The 18,859-nt window shown below is 60.4% G+C and carries 9 protein-coding genes; 4 read left to right on the forward strand and 5 right to left on the reverse strand.

The window, feature by feature from the left end; genetic code table 11:
• The first annotated feature begins 215 nt into the window (after positions 1–215).
• Positions 216–488, forward strand: a complete 273-nt coding sequence (locus C4S72_RS26175) for a phosphoribosyl-AMP cyclohydrolase (RefSeq protein ID WP_327332646.1) — start codon at positions 216–218, stop codon at positions 486–488.
• On the opposite strand, the gene C4S72_RS09205 is transcribed toward C4S72_RS26175, so the two are convergent.
• From C4S72_RS09205 to C4S72_RS09220, 4 genes are all read right to left on the reverse strand, one after another.
• Positions 427–2,373: a transglycosylase domain-containing protein gene (locus C4S72_RS09205; RefSeq protein ID WP_104002715.1), complete on the reverse strand. Its 1,947-nt coding sequence runs from the start codon at positions 2,371–2,373 to the stop codon at positions 427–429. The genes C4S72_RS26175 and C4S72_RS09205 overlap by 62 nt on opposite strands.
• A complete protein-coding gene (locus C4S72_RS09210; protein ID WP_160115480.1) occupies positions 2,370–7,466 on the reverse strand; it encodes an alpha-2-macroglobulin family protein in 5,097 nt (1,698 codons plus the stop codon). The genes C4S72_RS09205 and C4S72_RS09210 overlap by 4 nt, the downstream gene beginning before the upstream one ends.
• Positions 7,467–7,853: 387 nt before the next feature.
• Positions 7,854–8,258: a hypothetical protein gene (locus C4S72_RS09215; protein ID WP_104002717.1), complete on the reverse strand. Its 405-nt coding sequence runs from the start codon at positions 8,256–8,258 to the stop codon at positions 7,854–7,856.
• Complete coding sequence (locus C4S72_RS09220) at positions 8,255–9,655, reverse strand: CHASE2 domain-containing protein (RefSeq protein WP_104002718.1); 1,401 nt, start codon at positions 9,653–9,655, stop codon at positions 8,255–8,257. The genes C4S72_RS09215 and C4S72_RS09220 overlap by 4 nt, the downstream gene beginning before the upstream one ends.
• A 240-nt stretch (positions 9,656–9,895) precedes the next feature.
• On the opposite strand from C4S72_RS09220, the gene C4S72_RS09230 reads away from it, so the two are divergent.
• The 3 genes from C4S72_RS09230 (at position 9,896) to C4S72_RS09240 (ending at position 16,725) form a co-directional block, all read left to right on the forward strand.
• Positions 9,896–10,687 carry a hypothetical protein gene (locus tag C4S72_RS09230; protein ID WP_104002720.1) on the forward strand — a complete coding sequence of 264 codons (792 nt, stop codon included), beginning with the start codon at positions 9,896–9,898 and terminating at the stop codon, positions 10,685–10,687.
• An 85-nt stretch (positions 10,688–10,772) separates the two neighbouring features.
• On the forward strand, positions 10,773–11,558 hold the full coding sequence (locus C4S72_RS09235) for an anti-sigma factor family protein (protein ID WP_104002721.1): 786 nt from the start codon (positions 10,773–10,775) through the stop codon (positions 11,556–11,558).
• Positions 11,559–11,583: 25 nt separating this feature from the next.
• Entirely contained in the window at positions 11,584–16,725 is a 5,142-nt protein-coding gene (locus C4S72_RS09240; protein WP_146071886.1) for a caspase family protein, read from the forward strand.
• 12 nt (positions 16,726–16,737) lie between these two features.
• Here the strand turns inward: C4S72_RS09240 and C4S72_RS09245 are convergent, their stop codons facing one another.
• Positions 16,738–18,852: a caspase family protein gene (locus C4S72_RS09245; RefSeq protein ID WP_104002723.1), complete on the reverse strand. Its 2,115-nt coding sequence runs from the start codon at positions 18,850–18,852 to the stop codon at positions 16,738–16,740.
• Positions 18,853–18,859 lie beyond the last annotated feature (7 nt).

The following is an 18,859-nucleotide window of genomic DNA, read 5'->3' on the forward strand; positions in this document are numbered from 1 at the left end:
AACCCGCAAGACACTCTGTCTGTACCGCTTAACCCAAAGCCCAGGAATAACGACGACGTCAATGACACGCGCCCATTTCCAACAGATCGCCCCACCCCCAGAGCACTGAATTCCCCAAAGATGATTTTTTAAAGCAGCCTGCCTGGACCCGAGATGGACTTATCCCGGTGATCACCCAGCAGCATCCTAGCGGTGAGGTACTGATGCTGACCTGGATGAACCGGGGATCACTGAACCTGAAAACTGGGTGGGTGACTTACGGGTCCCGTTCCCGCAACCCCCTATGGATAAAAGGTGAGAGTCGTGGGCATATGCAACGTGTGATCGAGCTACGCACCGATTGCGATGGAGACACCTCACTTTGCCTGGTGGACCAGGGCATGCCCGCTCCACAAATGCATCTGTGTAATTCACCCTGGACAGAGCTCAGTTCACAAACTGTACGAAGATACTCTGGGCTTGATCGCAGCTTCCATACCTGGCGCTGATCACGTTTGCTCCCGCGTGCTCAAGCGGTAGCGTGCCATTCTCTACCTCGACGGCCTTGCCGTTGAGATACCAACTCACACCAGTGTTACGGCTAGCTACGGCAATTCTGCCGTTCTGCGTCAGGATCAGCTCGTCCGGTTCTGGATACTCGATAAGACGGTTACAGTTGGCCTTCGCAACCAAGGGCCTTTCCTGCACTGCAATCTCTGGAATCAACGGCGGCTCCAGCCCCAGTGCCAGAATCAGCTCACGCCCTATGGGACTGGCCGTTTGCGCACCGGAGATCTGCTCCCCGGAAAGATGATCGGGACTGCCCACCCATACCAGCACAAGATGGCGTTGGGTGACATGAATCGACCAGGCATCGTTGCGACCATCGGATGTTCCCGTCTTGACCACATAGGGCTGGCCGCGGTTATCGCGTTGCGAGAGCAGAGCAACAAGCTGGTCAGACGCCTGGTTACTGAGAATCCCTTCGCTGTACTGTTCGTTTGCATCTGACAGAAACGACAATCTTGGCGCGGGCTGATCGAGCATCCCCAGGTAAAGCGTCGCGAGCTGCTCGGCGGTCATGTAAAAGCCGCCCACCGCCAGCGATAAGCCGGCCCCCTGCGCCTGGGTTCGGGGGATCGACAGATACTGGCGCAGGCGCCTCTCCACGTTCTGTGGCCCCAGCCTTTCGAGAGTGTTGATCGCGGGAATATTCAGCGACTGAATCAGCGCCTCTTTGAGACGGACACGGCCATGAAAACCATCGTCAAAATTGGTCGGCGCATAACCCTCAACCTGAATCTCCGTATCCAGCATCGATGACTGCGGCTCCAGCAGCCCCCGCTGCAACGCCATACCGTAAATCATCGGTTTCAGCGTAGAACCGGGGCTGCGCAGGGCCAGCAGGAAGTTATTGGCGCCCTTGCGCTCAGCATTAGCGTAACCGGAAGACGCCAGGTAGGTTTTCACCCGGCCGGTGCGCCGCTCCACCACCATCACAGCAGCGTTATAGGCAGAGCCATGTGGCGCGATAGCACCGCGCAAGATCTCACGGGCGCGGGCCTGCCACTCGCCATCGATATGGGTGCGAACAATGCCGCCCGAAGCGCTGCCCAGACGATCGATCAGATGCGCATCGCCCGTGCTAAAGCCCTGTTTACGCAGCGGAATCAGCTCCGCCTGGTACTCCTCAAGCTGCTGCTGACTCCAGCCAAAAGAATCGGCTACATCCTGCAGCACCCGTGATGTCGCACGCTCGGCGGCCTCGCGGTGGCGATCGGGACGACGTGACTCCGGTGACTGGGGCAGCGCGACAAAAAATGCCGCCTCCCTGTAGGTCAGGTGTAAGGGTGAGCGGTTAAGCCAGGCGAAGCTTGCAGCGCGGATCCCTTCAATGTTGCCGCCATAGGGGGCGAGGTTGAAATAGGCTTCGAGTATCTGCCGCTTTGACCAGTGGTGTTCCAGCCGCAGCGCCATCAACATCTGCTCAAGCTTCGCACCCAGACTTTTGCGCCCCAGCTCCGGATACATCAGCCGTACCGTCTGCATCGTCAGCGTAGACGCGCCGGACACCACCCTGCCATGGCGCAGCATAGTGCCTGTTGCCCTGATAACCGCCAGCAGGTCGACACCGGGGTGACGCCAGAAGCGCTTATCCTCGTAGGCCACAAGCATCTCGATCAGGCGCGGATCGACCTCCTCCAGGGACACCGGTTCACGCCAGAAGCCATCGACGCTCAGACGGGTCGCCAGACGCTCGCCCTGCTGGTCCAGTACCACGTTGGCGGTACTGCCCAGCCGGGAGGTCTCCAGCGGCTGCCGGATATAGACGGCCAGCGCCACCAGCAGCAAAGCTGCCAGCAGCCCCAGTATCAGCAGCGTTTTGCGGATCATTTCGCTAGGATCTGCGCCTCGCCAACGCTGCTGCGGCCGTTCACCTCCGGCCGATACATGAACTCCGCATGGGCATCGGGCAGCTGCATGGTACCGGGATAAGCGGCACGCACCCGGTAGTGGATCAGCGCACTTCTACCCTCGCTCCAGCTCAGGTCGAAGTTGGCCACGTAGCGATCATCCATACGCTGCTCCCAGGTGGGTCGCGCCGCGCGCAGGTTGGAGAGAAGTTCCACCTTGCCGGCAGCGAGCTCTATCCGAGGCTCTATGCCTGAATCGGCTTCAAGCTCGAAGCCCGAGGGCAGCAGATCGGTCAGCATCAGGTTGCCACTGCCCAGCTCTTTATCGGCCCTCACATGGACAACCACATTGACCGACTCGCCCTGCTCCAGACTCAGACTTTGATTTCTGCTGAGGATGCTGCCGCTGTCATCAACCCAGAATTTATCCACCTTCAGACCATTGCGCAGCGCCTGTGAAGAGCTGCGCGGGCCGATGACCTCGGCGTTCAGGAACAGCGTCTCGCTGGCATCGTGTTCAAGGCTGAAGCCCTGCGAAGCCAGTTCCGCCGGAATCGCCAGATCCGCACCGATGGGCTCACCATTGACGCGGATATTCAGCGCGTCCGATCTGTCCGCCCCCTGGGTCAATGCCGCCAGATGGGCATTGTTAAGCGTGGAGCGGTAGCGCAGTTCAGAGAGCCCCTGGATAGCACGATTGCTCAGGGAGTCCGTTAACGCCGTGCGGTAGGCCGGCGGGATGGTCGCAAGCATGATGCCCGAGGTGGTGATCCAGGGCCGGGATTCAGATTCAGTGCCGGCCTCGGCGATCAGAGGATCAAACCAGCGCTGCGCCGGCGTCTGCTGCTCAGACCTGCGGACCAGAGCATCGGACGCTGCACTCAGCTCAGTGAGCAGACGCTCAGCACGTTTGTCATCCTGAATCTGCGCCGCGCTCCAGTAGGCGGCCAGCAGCAGATCCATGCGCTGCCGCGGGTCGTTTTGTTGCGCCAGCGCCGCGGGTAACTGCTCGTCGATGGCATAGCGGGTGCGACTGGTGACCTCATAGCCAGCCTTCGCCAGCACGCCGTAGGTATACAGCGCGGTCCAGGCATCCTCTACAAACTGGCGATCGAGGTAGGTCAGCGCGCGATCCAGCGCAGCTTTTGCCGCTTCCGGGTTCGATGCATAGGGCATGGCATCAAGCAGCGTTTCGGCGGCGTAGGCCTGGTAACGTTCCTCGACCCGATCATCCCTGTCCCAGTAGCCGAAGGAGCCGTTGGCTTTCTGTTTCGCCAGAATAGCGTCGATACCGCGGTTGATCTTACGCTCCAGCCGGCTATCCGCCGCGTTGAGCGACGCGATCGCAAGCAGCCCACGGGTGCCACTGGATACCTGTTCAACACAGCCGTAGGGATAGCGATCCAGAGCCGCCACCGCCTGGCGCAACGAAGCACCGGGGCGCGTGGAAAACGACCACTGGATAGCCGTGGTTTCGGGGCTGGCAAACCCGGAAAGATCCATCGGCGCTATTTCGAAACGTCCATCCCGGGCAGCAGACTGAAGCAACTGTATCGAGCGCATCTGCGCCAGCGGATAGGAGGTCTCCCTGGCCTGAATGCTGTAGTCCCGGCGCACCGACTGATCGTTAGCGCTCAGATCGATCTGCACAGGGATCGCTCCCGCCACGGCGCTATGCAACGGTAGCGCCTGGTTCAGGCTCTGCCCCTCGGCGGGGCTTGCCAGAGTTGATGTCGTGCTGTCCTCACCGACGCGTAGATCCAGCGTCAGCTCATCTCTGGGCTCATTAACACGCAGCCCGAGCTTGCCTGCAATCCTGTCGCCAACGCCGACAAAACGCGGCAGCGAGACATCGATACTGACCGGATCCTGAACCCGTATCTGCGCCTGTTCAAAACCAACCCCCTGACCGGAAGCCACCAACACCACGGCCCGCATCTCACCCTCAAAATCGGGCGCATCAAAGGTGTATTCCATCACGCCCTGCTCGATATCGAGCAGCGGCGAGTGCTGGGTCACTGTTTTGAAGAAATCAGAGCGCAGCACGCCGGGGTCGCTCTCGCCCTGGTCACCGCCGACGCCATAGGCCTGAAGCTGCTGGTCCTGCTGGATCAGCTGACCGAAGTTCGAAAGGAACCCGAGGGATAGCTTGCGCTGTCCGAAAAAGAACTCGCGCGGATCCGCATTGCGGTAGCGGGAGATCGCGTGAATCCCCTCATCGACAAGGAAAATCATCCCCTTACCAGCGTCGCTGTTGACCCGTACGCGGATTGTTGTGGGCTGACTGGAGCGCTGGGTTTCCGCCACCTCAACCTCGGTATCGAGCAGACGCTCATCGGCAAGATGATCGATCCAGGCACTACCCATGGCGATCTGCGGCAGGTGCTCGGAGCCTCTGGCCACCGGACGCACCAGGGTCGCCAGCAGATGAAATCCGGGTTCCGCATCAACCTCACGGGGAACGCTGAACTCATTGGCGCCCTGCTTCACATCAAGCAGACGATAATCCTCGATATCGGCGCTGGCCTGCATCACCCGCAGGGTGCCGGAGAACGGAGCATCCAGCTTGAGCAGCAGCTCTTCATCATCCTTGGCCTCAACGGAGAGCTCCAGCTGGCCCGGCTCACTGACCGGGGTGTCGCCATACCAGCCGACACTGAACGGAACCACCGTGGTAAAGCCGTTGCTGTCGACGACTACCAGCTCATAGCTGCCCCAGTCCAGGCTGTCGGTCAGCACCAGTCGGTCATCGCTGGTCTCGCCGGCGGTAACAACCCTGTCGCCCTGGCGTTTGCTGCGGTAGCGCCAGCCATTATCGAAGTACCAGTCAAAGGAATAGTCCACCTCCCTCAACTCATAACGCACCGGCTCGAACGGCAGAGTTGCGCCGTCGCGATTCACCCGGATCAGATCGAAGACCGCGTTTCCCCCCTCCTCCAGCGCACCGGAGAACTGGGGCCTGGCGCCCAGATAGGAGCCTGTAGCATCAACCTTGACCTGTTCGTAGACGCTGTTGGGCCGCCCCCCCACATCAAAGACCGAGCCCTTGAGACTCAGGCTATAGAGGCCACTTTGGGCAAACTCGTCCTGGGGCAGACTGAAGGCGTAGGTCGACTCACCCTGCGCACTCAACTTGCCGGTAAATGTATCCAGGTATTGCTGGGGCTGCTCCTTGTCGGAGCCAAACAGGTAACCTTTCAGCGCATCGGACTCATGGGTGTTCGACAACTTGATCGCCGCCACCACTTCCGCATCCAGGTTCGCGGCCTTACCGCCGGAGAAATACTCGGCCGACAAGCTGAGGCTGGTTTCCTCGTCGATACCCCAGTTTTCCTGGGTCTCCAGCTCGGCTCTCAGGGTCAGCGGGACAAAGTCTTCCACGCGCACTTTGTGGCGTGCGAGCACGACATCGTCCATCCCTTTGACAACGACCTCGTAGGTGCCCAGTTCGATATTGGCGGCCAGGTCAAAAGCGCTCTGCGCCAGGCCAAACTGATCCGGGCTGATAATGCGCTTGTCGATAACATCCTGGTACGCGTCCACAAGCTCAACTTTAAGATCCACCCCTTGCAGCGCTTCCAGCTTGCTATCACGCCCCATCAGTACAAACTGGATGCTGTCTCCGGCGCGATAAAGCTCCCGGTCGGAGGTCAGATAGATATCGCGATCCGTCGCCTTGGCCATCCCTTTTTGGCCGGTTTTCAGCTCACCGCCACCAGCGCTGAACTGCAACAGCCCAAGCCCCTGGCTCTGACCGTCAACCAGCAGGAACGCCGGTGCGTGCCCTCCCTGTCCCGCCAGCAGATGGCCGGGAATACTGAGGTGTCCACTGCGGTCGGACTTACCCTCGAACAGCAGGCGGTTGTTCTGGGCGATCACCTGCACCTGGGCGCTGCCGACGGGCTCCATGGAATCGAAGGCCGCCAGGAAAATATCGGTCTGATTGCGGCCGTGATAGCTGGAGATCGACAGGTTGGAGCGGATCAGCCACTGCGTCGGCTTCATATCCCACTCTCTGAGGTTCAGATCCTCGGAGTCAAAAACCGCGACGTAGATCCCTTTAGCCGGGTTTGGCAGCAGCGAATCGAGATTGATATTGACCGACCGGGTGCTGTTTAACGAAGGTTCCAACCTCACCTGCTTGCTACCTAGCGAGCGGGCGTATTCCGAGGACAACCACTCTTTCTCATAGCCGGATATCGACTTAAACAGAGAGCCGGCACTGGTGACGCTGCGCAGATCGACCTCGAACAGTTCGATATTCACGCTGCTGACATTGGTCAGCTGAACGGGGATCAACGCCTCACCTTCAACCGGCAGAATGCGCTTTCCCGATACCAGCTCGATCGATGCTGGCCGATCACCGGTCGCGCCCCAGAAAGAGACGCCCTCCTGCAGCACTATCGGCTGGCATCCTTCACCGCTGCAGGCGCTCAGTTCCAGCCCCGCCAGCAGTTCGACCTTATAATTGGTCGAGTATTCCAGGCCCTCCAGGCACAGATCCGACTCACTGCGACGCAGGTTCTGGTAGTCGATCGCTTCCTCTTCCAGCGCCTCCCGGGGCGCTGCAACCGTAAAGCCTGCCGGTTCACCCTTCCGGCTCAGCCGAAGATAGTTTTCAACCTGTGCAGAGGTGGGGTAGAGATAGCTTTGGTTCTCTTTATCGAACAGGGTCATGCAGAGCCTGGCCGTATCCCCGGCCGCATCAAACCGCAACAGCGTCGATGCGATGGCGCTGTTGTTGATCACCTCGTCAAAGCCCGCTGCATCGGCGGTATGGATCTGACCGTCGATAACAAAGGTCAGCAGCCGACCGCTGGGAGCGAGGCCCGGATCGACCTCGCTGACGCCAAGTACATCGACAACCTGCCCGGTTTCTATCTCATAACCATTGGAAGAGCTCACCCGGGAGACGGCCATATACTGGCTGGTCGCAAAGGCGGACTGCACAGAGGCGGCCAGCAGAAAAGTCAGCAGTATCTTCAGTCGTAGCTTCAGTCGCCACTTCTGTCGTAAATGGCGTAGCAAGTTAAGCGACACCGCTTTCGTGGCCAGCGCGTTTATACACTTCATAACCCGTCGTTCTTCCCTGTTGTGTAACGGTTGCTGATTCAGCCGTTTGTTCCGGCCGCTCCAACCCGAGGTCAACGCCGTGCGGGCAGATTGCTGGCCCTCTGCGGCGCTTTTATCCTTAACTGGCTCGCAGCCCTCAGTGAAGCCAACAGATTCTGCTGCCGGCATGCCTGGCAACGAGCCGTCTTCTGGGTGTGTAGTGTGCGTCATTCCACTGGCCTCCGGTCTGATCAGAGCTCTTTTTGCATTGAGATGGACCTGAGCGGGAAAACGCTACACTTTTTTATCTGATCGCTTTTTCACTGACTGCGAGATATCAGCCATCGGTTGCAGGCTTAAGCATAGAAGAGCCCTCTCCCTGACAAAGCGATTTACCGATGCCAGGCATCAGCGATCCTCATCAACCCTGTCGATGCAGTGTAGGGCAACCCCCTGCTCTACCCCGCGCAGGCCATAGTTGCGGTAATCCTCAGCACGCCCGGCCACGCTCGCCTGGCACTCCAGCAACAGGGCATCTTCCTCGCTAAGCTGCACCGAACTGCGGCCCACCCAGCGTAATCCCAGCCCCGGCATATTCACCAGCAGTTGCCGCCCTTCGCTCTGCAGGATAGTCAGCGGTGGCTCGGGGAGACGTTCACGATCGATCAATTCCCAGCTACCATCCGGCAGCGTGAGATCCACCGCCGGCTCCAGCCAGGCCTCGATCAGCGGTTGCGCCTGCGCCGGAGCTACGACCAGAAGAGTATGTAGCAGCAAAGTAAGCAGCAACCCTGCCCGCAGTATTCCAGTCATCGGCTCTCTCCCTCCTGGTTGATCGGATCCGGACTTGGATCTTGGTATGGGTCTGGGTATGGAGAATGCCGATCCAGGCGCTCAAGCAGCAGCATCCCCGCCCACCCCATCGCCAGCAACGATATCCATCCGGCCGGCGCCAGATGCAGCCAGCCATAGCTGAACACCAGCATCAGCAGCACAAAGCCGCCCCCCAGCAGCCAGTAGCTGTCGCCCAGGCGGCGGGTCCAGCCAATCGCACGCGCGCGGCCGCTGCGCAGGGCGATCAACGCCATGCAAAAGATCCCCCAGAACAACAGCAAGAGAGGCTGGGCCCGGGCCCCATCGCGGATATAGCCCTCACCGCTGGCCATCAGGTTATCCAGTGCCATGGCATGGAAGAACACTCCCGGCAGGGTGCCATGCACCGGTGAGACGACATAATCGTGAAGCCCCTCGATCTGGCCACCGACCAGCACCAGGCTGCCGTTGATCCAGTCGTGCAACTGTTGCCTCTGTTCGGGATCTGGCGAGCGCGCCAGCGCCATCAACTCATCGGCGTATAGCACCCGCTGCGGAGCGCATACCGGCACCTCACTGCTATCGATAAAGCTCTGAAATGCGCCTTCAAACAGCTTCACCGGCAGTGCCAGCAGCGCTGAAACCAGGCCGGAATCCGTTTGCCTACACTGGTCGCGGCGATGCTCCACCAGCGCGGGCGCCGGGATAGAGCTCCAGCGCACGCTCATGGGAACCGAAAACGCATCCGCTGTCGGTGCACAACCAACCTCTTCGCAATAGTGTTGGTACAACGCCATGGCGGCGGTGGTCCGCCCCTGTACCTGCAGCGGGTAGTAATCGCCGACCGCCTCCCAGCCGTTGATCACCGGCTCCGCAAAGCGCTGCAGGCGTTCGGCAAGCTCCGGCTCAAGCGGCCCGTCCACGGTCCCGGAAGCCAGCAGCAAGGGTACTCCGGTCAGCTGCTGGGTTCGTTCAAGCTTTTGCATCGCCCGTTCAAAGGAGGGATCAACGGAGCGTCTTTTCATCCACATCACGTCGTAGAACAGTGCCTGGGGGTTCTGCTCCATCAGAATAGAGAGCAGGTTCACCTGGTCCAGGTAGGAAAGCGGCCAGTCATTGGCCTGCCAGAAAGCGGGATAAAGATTGTCGATGCTGCGGTCGTTAAACAGCACCACAAGGATAGAGCGCTGTCCTGGCTCGCTGTCATACCAGCCGGAGGTCATGCGGTAGATCGCCTGCTCCGAGGCACGATCGGTGGCGGCACCGATACCAAAGGGGTTGGAATAGATCATCCAGCCACCGGCCAGCATAAGAAACAACCACTTCCAGGCAAATCCCGCCCGGCTGCGCAGCAGCCCGGAGATCCAGCCATCGATCCTTGCGCGTATCCCCTTCATGCCTTTCCCTTATATAAGCTTCCGAGCAATTTACCCGCCGCTCCCGGGCGCGTCCATATATCCCGACCATCTACCGCGATCCTCTCTCGCTGGCAGCGATTATCGCGTCTGAGAACGGAAAAACCTTTCGACGCTTTATTGACCGCTACACTAAACTCCGACCTAATCAGGGTTTTCTGGCCTGCGATTGTTGACGAATTCTTGGCGAGGAGTAGAGCGATTACAGCCTTAGAGGGACAGATGGACTGGTCCGCCATCGTATTTGATCAACAGACGCAGGGCCGGATCTCCGCGCTGTGCGAACGTCGTTTCGGCAAGACCGTGGATGCGGAGGTTGCCAGCCAGTATGTGCTGGAGAAGCTCAGTGCCGACGACTGGCAACTGTGCCGTAAATTCACCGGCCGTTCCCTGCCACAAACCTACCTTTATACCCTGTGCAGCAACCTGATTGAGGAGCACGCGCGCAAGCAGTATGGCCGCATCCGTCCGCCGGCCTGGCTGAAGCAGCTGGGAGACACCTGGCTGACGCTGTGGAAGCTTATCTGCCTGGAACGCCAGCCGGTCCCTGCCGCCATCGAACGTCTCGCCGGCAGAGATGAGACCCTGCGTAACAGCGACGGACTGCTGGATATGGTGCGCACCATCAAGGCACGGCTGCCCTGGTGCGGCCAGCAGACCGGTGCTGTCACCACAGAGCAGGAACCCGAAGAGGAAGCGCATACACCCGCCGCGCAATCCGACTCATCCATCGAAGCCCTGCTACTGCTGCTACACCAGGTGGTACTCAAACAGGAGCCGGAGAACAAGGCTCAGACCCAGGATGCACTAAACAACCTGGGGGCTGAGTTCACGCTGGATGACGAACAGCGACTCGTACTGCGCATGGCCTATGTCGATGGCATGAAGTTCAGCGCCATCGCCCGGGCCCTGAATCTGCCGGCACACAAACCGGCGCGGGTGGCGAAACAGGCGCTTGCCGAACTGCGTTCGGTGCTGCAAAGACATAATCTGCTGCCAGAGGAGTTGCTGTGATCATCAAACTGGCGGCACAAAAAGAAACGAAAAAAGCAGCGCTGTTCCGCGGCTCTGTCCATCAGAGTGATCAGGGGGTGGCGCAATGACCGCAGACAGAGACGAGCAGCAGCAGGAATACCTGGCCCGTCTGGCGCTGGCAATTGCCGAAGCCAGCACCGCCTCAGGCCCTGAGCCCGATAACGAAGACCTGGCCGCCCTGCTCGATAACCGCCTTCCGTTGGAGCGGCGCCAGCAGGTGATCAGCCATCTCGCCAATAACAGTGAGCTTTACAGCCAGTGGCAACAACTGCTGACCGACCTGGAATGCTGGGAAACCTCCGACACCAATGTCAGCAGTATCTCAGGCCGTCATCAAACCAAGCGCTGGCAACGCTGGCTGGCCGGCGTCGGCGGTCTGGGCACCGCCGCCGCTGCACTCCTTGTCGGCTGGCTGATACTCAGCCCCGATGGCCCGCTGAGCCTGGATCAGGCCTATGCCGAATACTCGCCACAGCTGGTCGAGTTTCTCAGTGAGCAACCACGAATGCGCGCACTACCGATCGCCGTCGACCCTGAAACCACTGCAATGCTGGCGGGGATCTACGCCGGGCAGCAAAGGGCCGGAATAGCCACCAGCTTCGGCGGCATCGGTAAGGCACAACTGGAGCTGGCCCAGCAGCAATACGAGGACAAGCCGCAGCCATCGCAAAACCCGGCGTTCGAGCGCGGACGCTGGCTGGTGGTCGGCGCCGCGATCTGCGCAACCGAACCGGACCAGATCGCCCGGATCACGCTGCCGCCGACGGCCGATTCCCTGCCAAAGCCTCAGGCGAGCTGCGATTTTATCGATGCTCAGATAGGGCAACTCCTGGCGCTGCTGAAACCTTGACCAGACACCAGATAGGATAATCGACGTGCTTCTTCGCCTGCCGACCCGGTCATCACCCATACCCTTAGCGCTACTGCTGACGCTGCTTACGGTTCCACTTTTGGTTGCAGCGGCTGAGCCCGATTACCGCTCGATCCCGCAGGAGGTGCTCAGCCTGAGTGCGGTTTGCGATACCGAGCAGCTTGATGCCGACAGCTGCGCTGAGCGCCTGCGCAGAACTTACAACGAAGCGATCATGAACCAGGCTCCTGAGCTGGAACTCGCCCATCTAGCAGAAGCCGCCTCGCGAACCGCAGAAATGGCCTCGGACCAGCTAGGGTTCGACGACGGCAATCGATCTGCAACCCATCGTGTCAACGCCATGCAGTTCACCCAGCAGGCGCTGAATTTCTATAACTCGGCGCAATCAGCGCGGATGCTGGTGATGCTGCACCGGCTGGCGAAGTTCAGCATTGCACCGGGTTATGCCGGGCTCAACCCTGCCCCGCTGGAGACGACGCTGGCGCAGATCGACCAGTTCACCGAAAAGCTGCCCGAGCAGGCTCTGCTCAGCAAGGCGGAGTTTTCGGCCTTGGGGCCCCAATTTATCGCTGCCTTGATCAACCAACAGACTTTCGATCAGCGCTGCTCCGGCGACCTGCCCCAGCGCCTGAAACAGCGTTTCGAGACCGCCCGAGAGGCTGCAGAGCACGCCGAGGCCTGGCGCCTGCTGGTGGACCTTCGGCTATCACAGCCCCAGGTCTGCAGCGCAGAAATGGGCGCGGAATACAGCCTGGACAGCTCGCTAAAACAGGCGGAGGAGATCGCCCATACCCGGGGGCTGACCGATATCGAGGTCAACCTGAAGCTCGGCAAGGCCGGCATTACCCAGGTGGATGCGCCCGGCAGCAGCCAAGTGGCCGAGGCACGCTCAGCCCTTGATGAGGCTGGGACCATCGCCCAGGGCTCTCCGGAACTGGAGCTGCAGGTGCTGCTGGCCAGAGCGCGGCTGTCGATGGCGCTGGGAGAGTACGCCGGCCTGCTCGAACAGACCGAGGCGGTGTTCGAATTTTTCCAGCAGCACCAGTCGCAGCTCGAGGGCAAGGTCGAGCCAGGCTCTATCGCCGCCCTGATTGAGCATGCGGCGATCACCTCATTTCAGCTGGGCCGTTACCAGGATGCCGAGCAGCTGCAGCAGGTGATAGTGACACTGAGGCAGCGCTTCGCGCCCCCTGCAGAGATGCGTGCCCTGAATCACAATCTGGCACTGTACCGGGTGCTTGGGGGCGACACAGCGGCCCAGGATACGCTGGAGCAGTTCACCGCCAACCCCGAAAACAAGCGCCTTTGGCAGCACGCACGCCATAACCTGGCAGAGCAGGCCTACGCAGAGGGTGAGATCACTGCGGCGCTCGACTGGCTGCAGCCGCTGGCGGAGCAGGATAAAGACGCGGGCGAGATAAAAAGTGGCTACTACAGTGCGCTCTATGGTCTTCTGCTGGCTGTCGATGGTCAGGTAGACAGAGCAAAAACCTGGCTCGAACTGGGCAGCAGCGGCTTCGGCTTTTCCGATGGCGCCATTCGGGAGAGCCTGATCGCCCTGGCTCAGCAGGCGGTCAATCCGTCCGCCCTGCAACTACGGCTCGAAGGTGAACTGCTGCAACCCAACCCGATCCGTTATTTCGACACTCTATGGTTCAAACACCGCAAGGACGACATCCAAGCCCAGGCCGCCGTGCTGAAGGCGGAACCCCTGGGTGCCGGCAGCAGCCTGCCACGGCTAACGGTAGATGTGGGTCATGAACGCAGCAGCGCCATCTGGCGCGCCGTCACCGCCCTGGCACTGACCCATGACGGCCAACAGGCGATCAGCTGCGGCGACAAGGGCCGTTGTACCCTCTGGGAAAGCGATTCAGGCCGAACGCTGCGCCACTTCCAGGCTGGAGATGACGCCATCGTCAATCTGGCGATCAGCCCGGACGATCGTCGTCTGCTGACCCAGGGCTTCAGCGACAACCGGATCCGCGTCTGGGATCTGGATACCGGACGTGAACTAGCCCAGTTACGGACCGACAGCAGCAGTAATATCGAGACCTTTGCCCTCACCGGGGATGGCCGCTATATCGCCGCCCTGCAGGACCAGTTTATCTATCTCTGGGATACCAACGACTTCACTCTGATACTGGCGCGCAGCCGCCAGGGTTTTGCCACGCAAACCGGTGATGCGAAGCTCAGATCCCTGGTTGCGGATAGCGGATCCGACGCTTCCACAGATGCCCTGCTGCTGCAGTTCGCCCCCGATCCCAAACCGATTTTCGGCGATCTATCCTCTAATCCGGAGACTGTGCCAGACACAACAGCGACAGATCCGGCCGTCACAGCGATCTATCGCTGGTATCCCGACAGGGATCAACTGGAACAGGTCACACAGTGGCAGGAGGATCAGGGTCGCTACCTGGTATCGATCGCAGGAGAGACCTGGCTGAGCGGCGATGGTGACCGGCAGAAACCCGGAAAAACCGAGGCTGAAGCCTGCGCCGAGCGCTGCCGCCTGCCAGACCTTAGCGACTTTGCAAAACCTCTGCAGGCGCTTGGATTCGATGCCAGCTCCGCCTCGGTCAATCAGGGTGAACAGCTGGCCCTGGTTGCCGACCGCAGCGGCCAACTGCTCACCCTGACACCGGAGAACCTTGTTGCCCGGCATACACCCAAGGTACGCCCGGTGAAGGCAGCCTTTTGGCAGCCCCAGACGGAAACCCTGGAGGCCGTGGTTAAGACCTTCGCGGGCGATGCCGAGCTGATCCGCTGGGACACCACTGCTGGCCGGGTCGCCTCCCGCCTGGAGGTATCCTCACTGATGGAATGGCAGCGGATCGACGCCCAACTCTGGGGTTTCCAGAGCCTGGATCTGCAGCGTCTGGATAGTGATAGCGGAACGCTTGTCACAACCGAGCTGCCACGCTGGGATGAGGAGTTCTACCCCGATATCGTCGCGCTTGGCGAGGCCGCCACTGGAGAGCTCTGGAGCCTGGAGAGCAACGGCTACTATGGCGATAAGAACCGTCTTAAGGCGCGCCTGATCAACGCAGCAGATCCGGCGGATGCACAACTGATGCCCTGGCAGCTTGATGCTGTGCAATGGCTGGCTCTGGATGCTGGCCGAGAACGGCTGCTGGTGCGTGACGAAGCGCCCTGGGGGCAGCCCGCCACCGCGCACTGGCTCGATCTGCATAGCGGAAAAACCCTGACAGAGTTTTACCTTGAGGCCGATTTGAATGACCTGGAGCCACAGCAGCTGACTCTGATACCCGCTGCTGAGGTACCCGCTGCGGATGGAGTCCAACTTCTGATCGCCCTGCGCGACGAGTTGCAACTGCGCAGCGCCGACGGCGCTCTGCTCTGGCGCCAACCTTCAACGCTGGGCGAGATCGCTGCGGTGGCTCCGGCCTCAAACGGCGAAGAGCTGGCAGTCGTGATCAATGCCAGTTCTATGAGCTTTATCCAGCGTTTTCGTACCCAGGATGGGCAGTTGCTCGATTCGCGGGTGTTCGACGGCCAGATCGAACAGTTGGCCTACAGCAGCGACGACCAGGCACTGCTGAGCGCCACGCCGGATGGCACCCTGCAACTCTGGCCAAACGGAAAACGGGACTTTCTTGCCTCACTGATGCATCTCGGCAGCAATGAGTGGCTGGTTATCGATCCCCAGGGCCGCTACGACAGCGACCGCCCCGGCGATATTGACGCCGTCTCCTGGGTGCTGCCCGACGAACCGCGCCAGGCGCTGCCGCTGCAGGCCTTCATGCGCGACTATTATGAACCCGGATTATTGGGCCGATTGCTGGCCGGTGAGCAACTGCAGGCCCCTACCCCACTGTTGGCGCTGAATCGCGCTCCGTCTGAGGTAGAGATTCTGGCTGCCACTCCGACCGCCGAAGATCCGCTGCGAGTGGATGTGCAAATTCGTATCAGACAAACACGTACCGCTGACGGTGAGTGGTCGGGAGCCCGGGACCTGCGCCTGTTCCGTGACGGCCAACTGGTGGGCTTCGCCCCCCGGCAGGATGGCGAGCTGCCCATGGAGGGCGATGAAACCCTGATCAGTCTGCCGGGTATCCAGCTGCCGGCCAAAGACGCACCTGTCGAACTGAGCGCCTACGCATTCAACAGCGATGGTATCCGCAGCGAACGTTCGACTCTGGCGCTGAGCCCACAAACGTCCACAGCGGCTACCTCGCCCCGCGTGGCCTACCTGCTCACCATCGGCGTCAATGAATATGAGAACAGCGCCTGGAACCTGCGCTATGCCGCCAACGATGCGCGCCAGATGCAGGCACAGCTGAAACAGTCACTGGAGGCCAGCGGTGCCTTCGATGAGGTGGTCTCGGTGCCGCTGATATCGGACAGCCAAAGCCAGCCGGGAGAACGGGCAACCAAGGACGCACTGCAGCAGCGCCTCGCCGCTTTCGCAGATACTGCAAGCAGCGAGGGCAACTGGCTGCAGGGCTATCGACCGGATCTGAACGACAGCCTGTATATCACCTTCAGCGGTCACGGCTATGTCCACAACGACGGCCAGTTCTATTTCATGCTGGAGGATATAGGCGCGGGGACACAGCGGGAGATTAACGATGCCGTGCTTGCAAATGCCCTTTCCAGCGATGAGTTGGCGCGCTGGCTACGCCCCATCGATATGGGCGAGTTTGTAATGATTGTCGACGCCTGCCACTCCGCCGCGGGTATCGCCAGCCCGGGCTTCAAACCAGGCCCCATGGGCAGCCGTGGCCTGGGACAGCTGGCTTACGACAAGGCGATGATCTTCCTGGCCGCCAGCCAGGCGGAACAGTTTGCCCTCGAAAGCGACAACCTGCGCCACGGCTTTTTAAGCTATGCCCTGCTCTCGGAAGGACTTGCCGCCGGTCGCGCCGACTACAAACCCACTGATGGCCGACTAGGCCTGCTGGAGTGGCTGAATTACGGCAGCGACCGGGTACCAGAGATGATCGGCGAAATGGCCCGCGGTGAGTTCAACCCGGTCCAGCGTGGCCTAAGCGTCAGTAAACCAGACCCCAGTAACTTGACCAGTAACTCGACCAGTGACAACGCGCTCAGCAGCATCCAGAAACCCTACCTGTTCGACTTCAGGCACTCACAGAGCGAACGGCTGGATCTTGGCAGGTCGCTCTGAAGAGCCAGTCCGTCACGGACTGACCTGCCAGGAGAACAGGTTGATCTCGGACGATGGCGCGGGCTTGCTCAGCTGGATTCCCAAACCACGGGTGCTCACATTGAGCGGCGCCTGTTGCAGGTAACCAAGGTCGGTATTAACACCGACACCCGGCACCGAGCTGACCAGCAGATGCTCGGTGCCCACGGTGTCTACATTCACATCCCACTGGAACGAGAGCGACTCACCACTGCCAAGACGGTTCGGCTGACCGCTATCGGGATAGAGCTGATACACGCCGTACTGGCTATCGACGAACAGAATACTCACATCCTGGGGACGGGTAGCGCGGTTGGTCAGGTCAAACAGGATCCGGTCGCCCTCGTTCAGTACCGGCTTGGCATTAACGGGGAAATCCTCGGTTGTGCCATTGCGCTCGATTCTGAAACTGCTGCTGATCTGCTGGCCTCCCGGCAGGTGCTGCATGCTGGCCATCAAACGGGTCACCGTGGCGATTTTCTGCAGGCTCGCCGCCAGCAGCATTTGCTGCTGCTCCTCATCGCCGGTCAGCGGCATGTTAAGCAGCTTCTGCGGCAGGCGCGTCTCGGTGCAGGTTGCCAGCTCTGGCTCGCTAAGTGACTGCTCCTCACAGGGCAGGCTCTGGTCGGCCCGCATAAACCAGAGATGGCCATCGAACTCACTGACCAGAATATCGGCACTGTCCAGCGCGGAATGGGCGATACCGACGCCCTGGGAAGCCAGCTGAGCCAGCCAGTCTTCAACCTGCTGCTGTCGCTCTTCGTTCATCGACCGTGCCGGTAGCAGGGCGACACCGACCTCAGTGTTGGCGACCGGCTCGATAAGACGCACATACACCGATTCGGGCCAGCCCACCGACTCTTCTTCGGGCACGCTGGCCCAGCTTTTCAAAGGCGTCGCCTCCTCCAGTAACAGAGTGCCGAGGCGCTCATCCTCAGCCGCCATCGGCGAGGACAACACCTCGACTTTGGCGCCCGCGTCCAGCAGCGTCAGCGCTCCCGCCTGAATCTCCAGCCGGCCACGTCGCAGGTTTGCGGGATAGACCTGGGCGACTGACTGCTCCTCGTTAAATACCGGCCGGTTCATATCACTGGCACTGAACAGCGGCTGTGTCGCCTGCCAGGGCAGGCTCTGATAACGGGAGACCACCTGTTGCGCCAGCTGCTGATAGGTCAGTTTGGGGTTTGCGCCCAGCACCTCCATCATCGTGTAGGTGAACAGGCCATGAAAACGGCGCCCGTCGCTGTTGCGGGGCAACTTCATCTCTGGCGTTGTCTCGGCACTCTGCGCGGCGGAGAAAGCGATCAGCTCACCGCGCTCGGCAGCGGGAACCGGTTCACCTTGTGGTTGAGATGAAGTCTGTTGAGATGCCGGCTGTTTAGATGAAGTCTGTTGAGTAGAGGATTGCTCGTAGCCGCGGGTGGCAATCTCCAGTATCGGGTTTGCCTCAGCACTACCTTCAAGGCTATCGGGAATCCCCAGCAGGTCACTGCCGACACGGCGATATTTCACCTCGGGCATCGCTACCGCACCACGGGTCATGGTGCCGGAATGGCAGCTGTCGAACACCAGCCAGACATCGGCACCGCGATCGCGGATACGGTCGATATAAGCGCCGATCTCATCATCGATGATGGCGTTCTCCACGGAACCTATGCTGCTGTTCCACTTGTCCGCATCCATCGGCAGGAAGATCTCGTCCAGACCATTGGTTTCTATATTGTCAGACGCCCGGGCCGGCTGCCGGCTGCCGTGGCCGGCAAAATGCAGGTAGATAAAATCCTCATCCTGAGCCGAAGCCGCCAGCCCCTCCAGCGCAGCGATAATATTGGCCCGCGTCGGCAAGGCCTGCTCCTCGATTCCCGTCACCAGCTGTTCAATATTCTCTTCATCGAAACCACGCTGCAGCAGCACGCCATGAACTATCTCGGCATCGTGAACAGGACCATCGAGCTGCAATGACGCCGGCAGGTTGGGATACTCCGACACCCCTACAAGCAACGCCCGTTTCGCGGCCAGCACCGGCGTGCTCGCCAGGCCTCCCATTAGCACCAGGGCCAAAGCGCTGCGCTTAAACACTCGACTTGCCTGTCTGTAGGTGATCTTCATGCGGCTT

Origin of the sequence: Marinobacterium lutimaris, from assembly GCF_900108065.1 — a bacterium.
GTDB classification, from domain to species: Bacteria; Pseudomonadota; Gammaproteobacteria; order Pseudomonadales; family Balneatricaceae; genus Marinobacterium_D; species Marinobacterium_D lutimaris.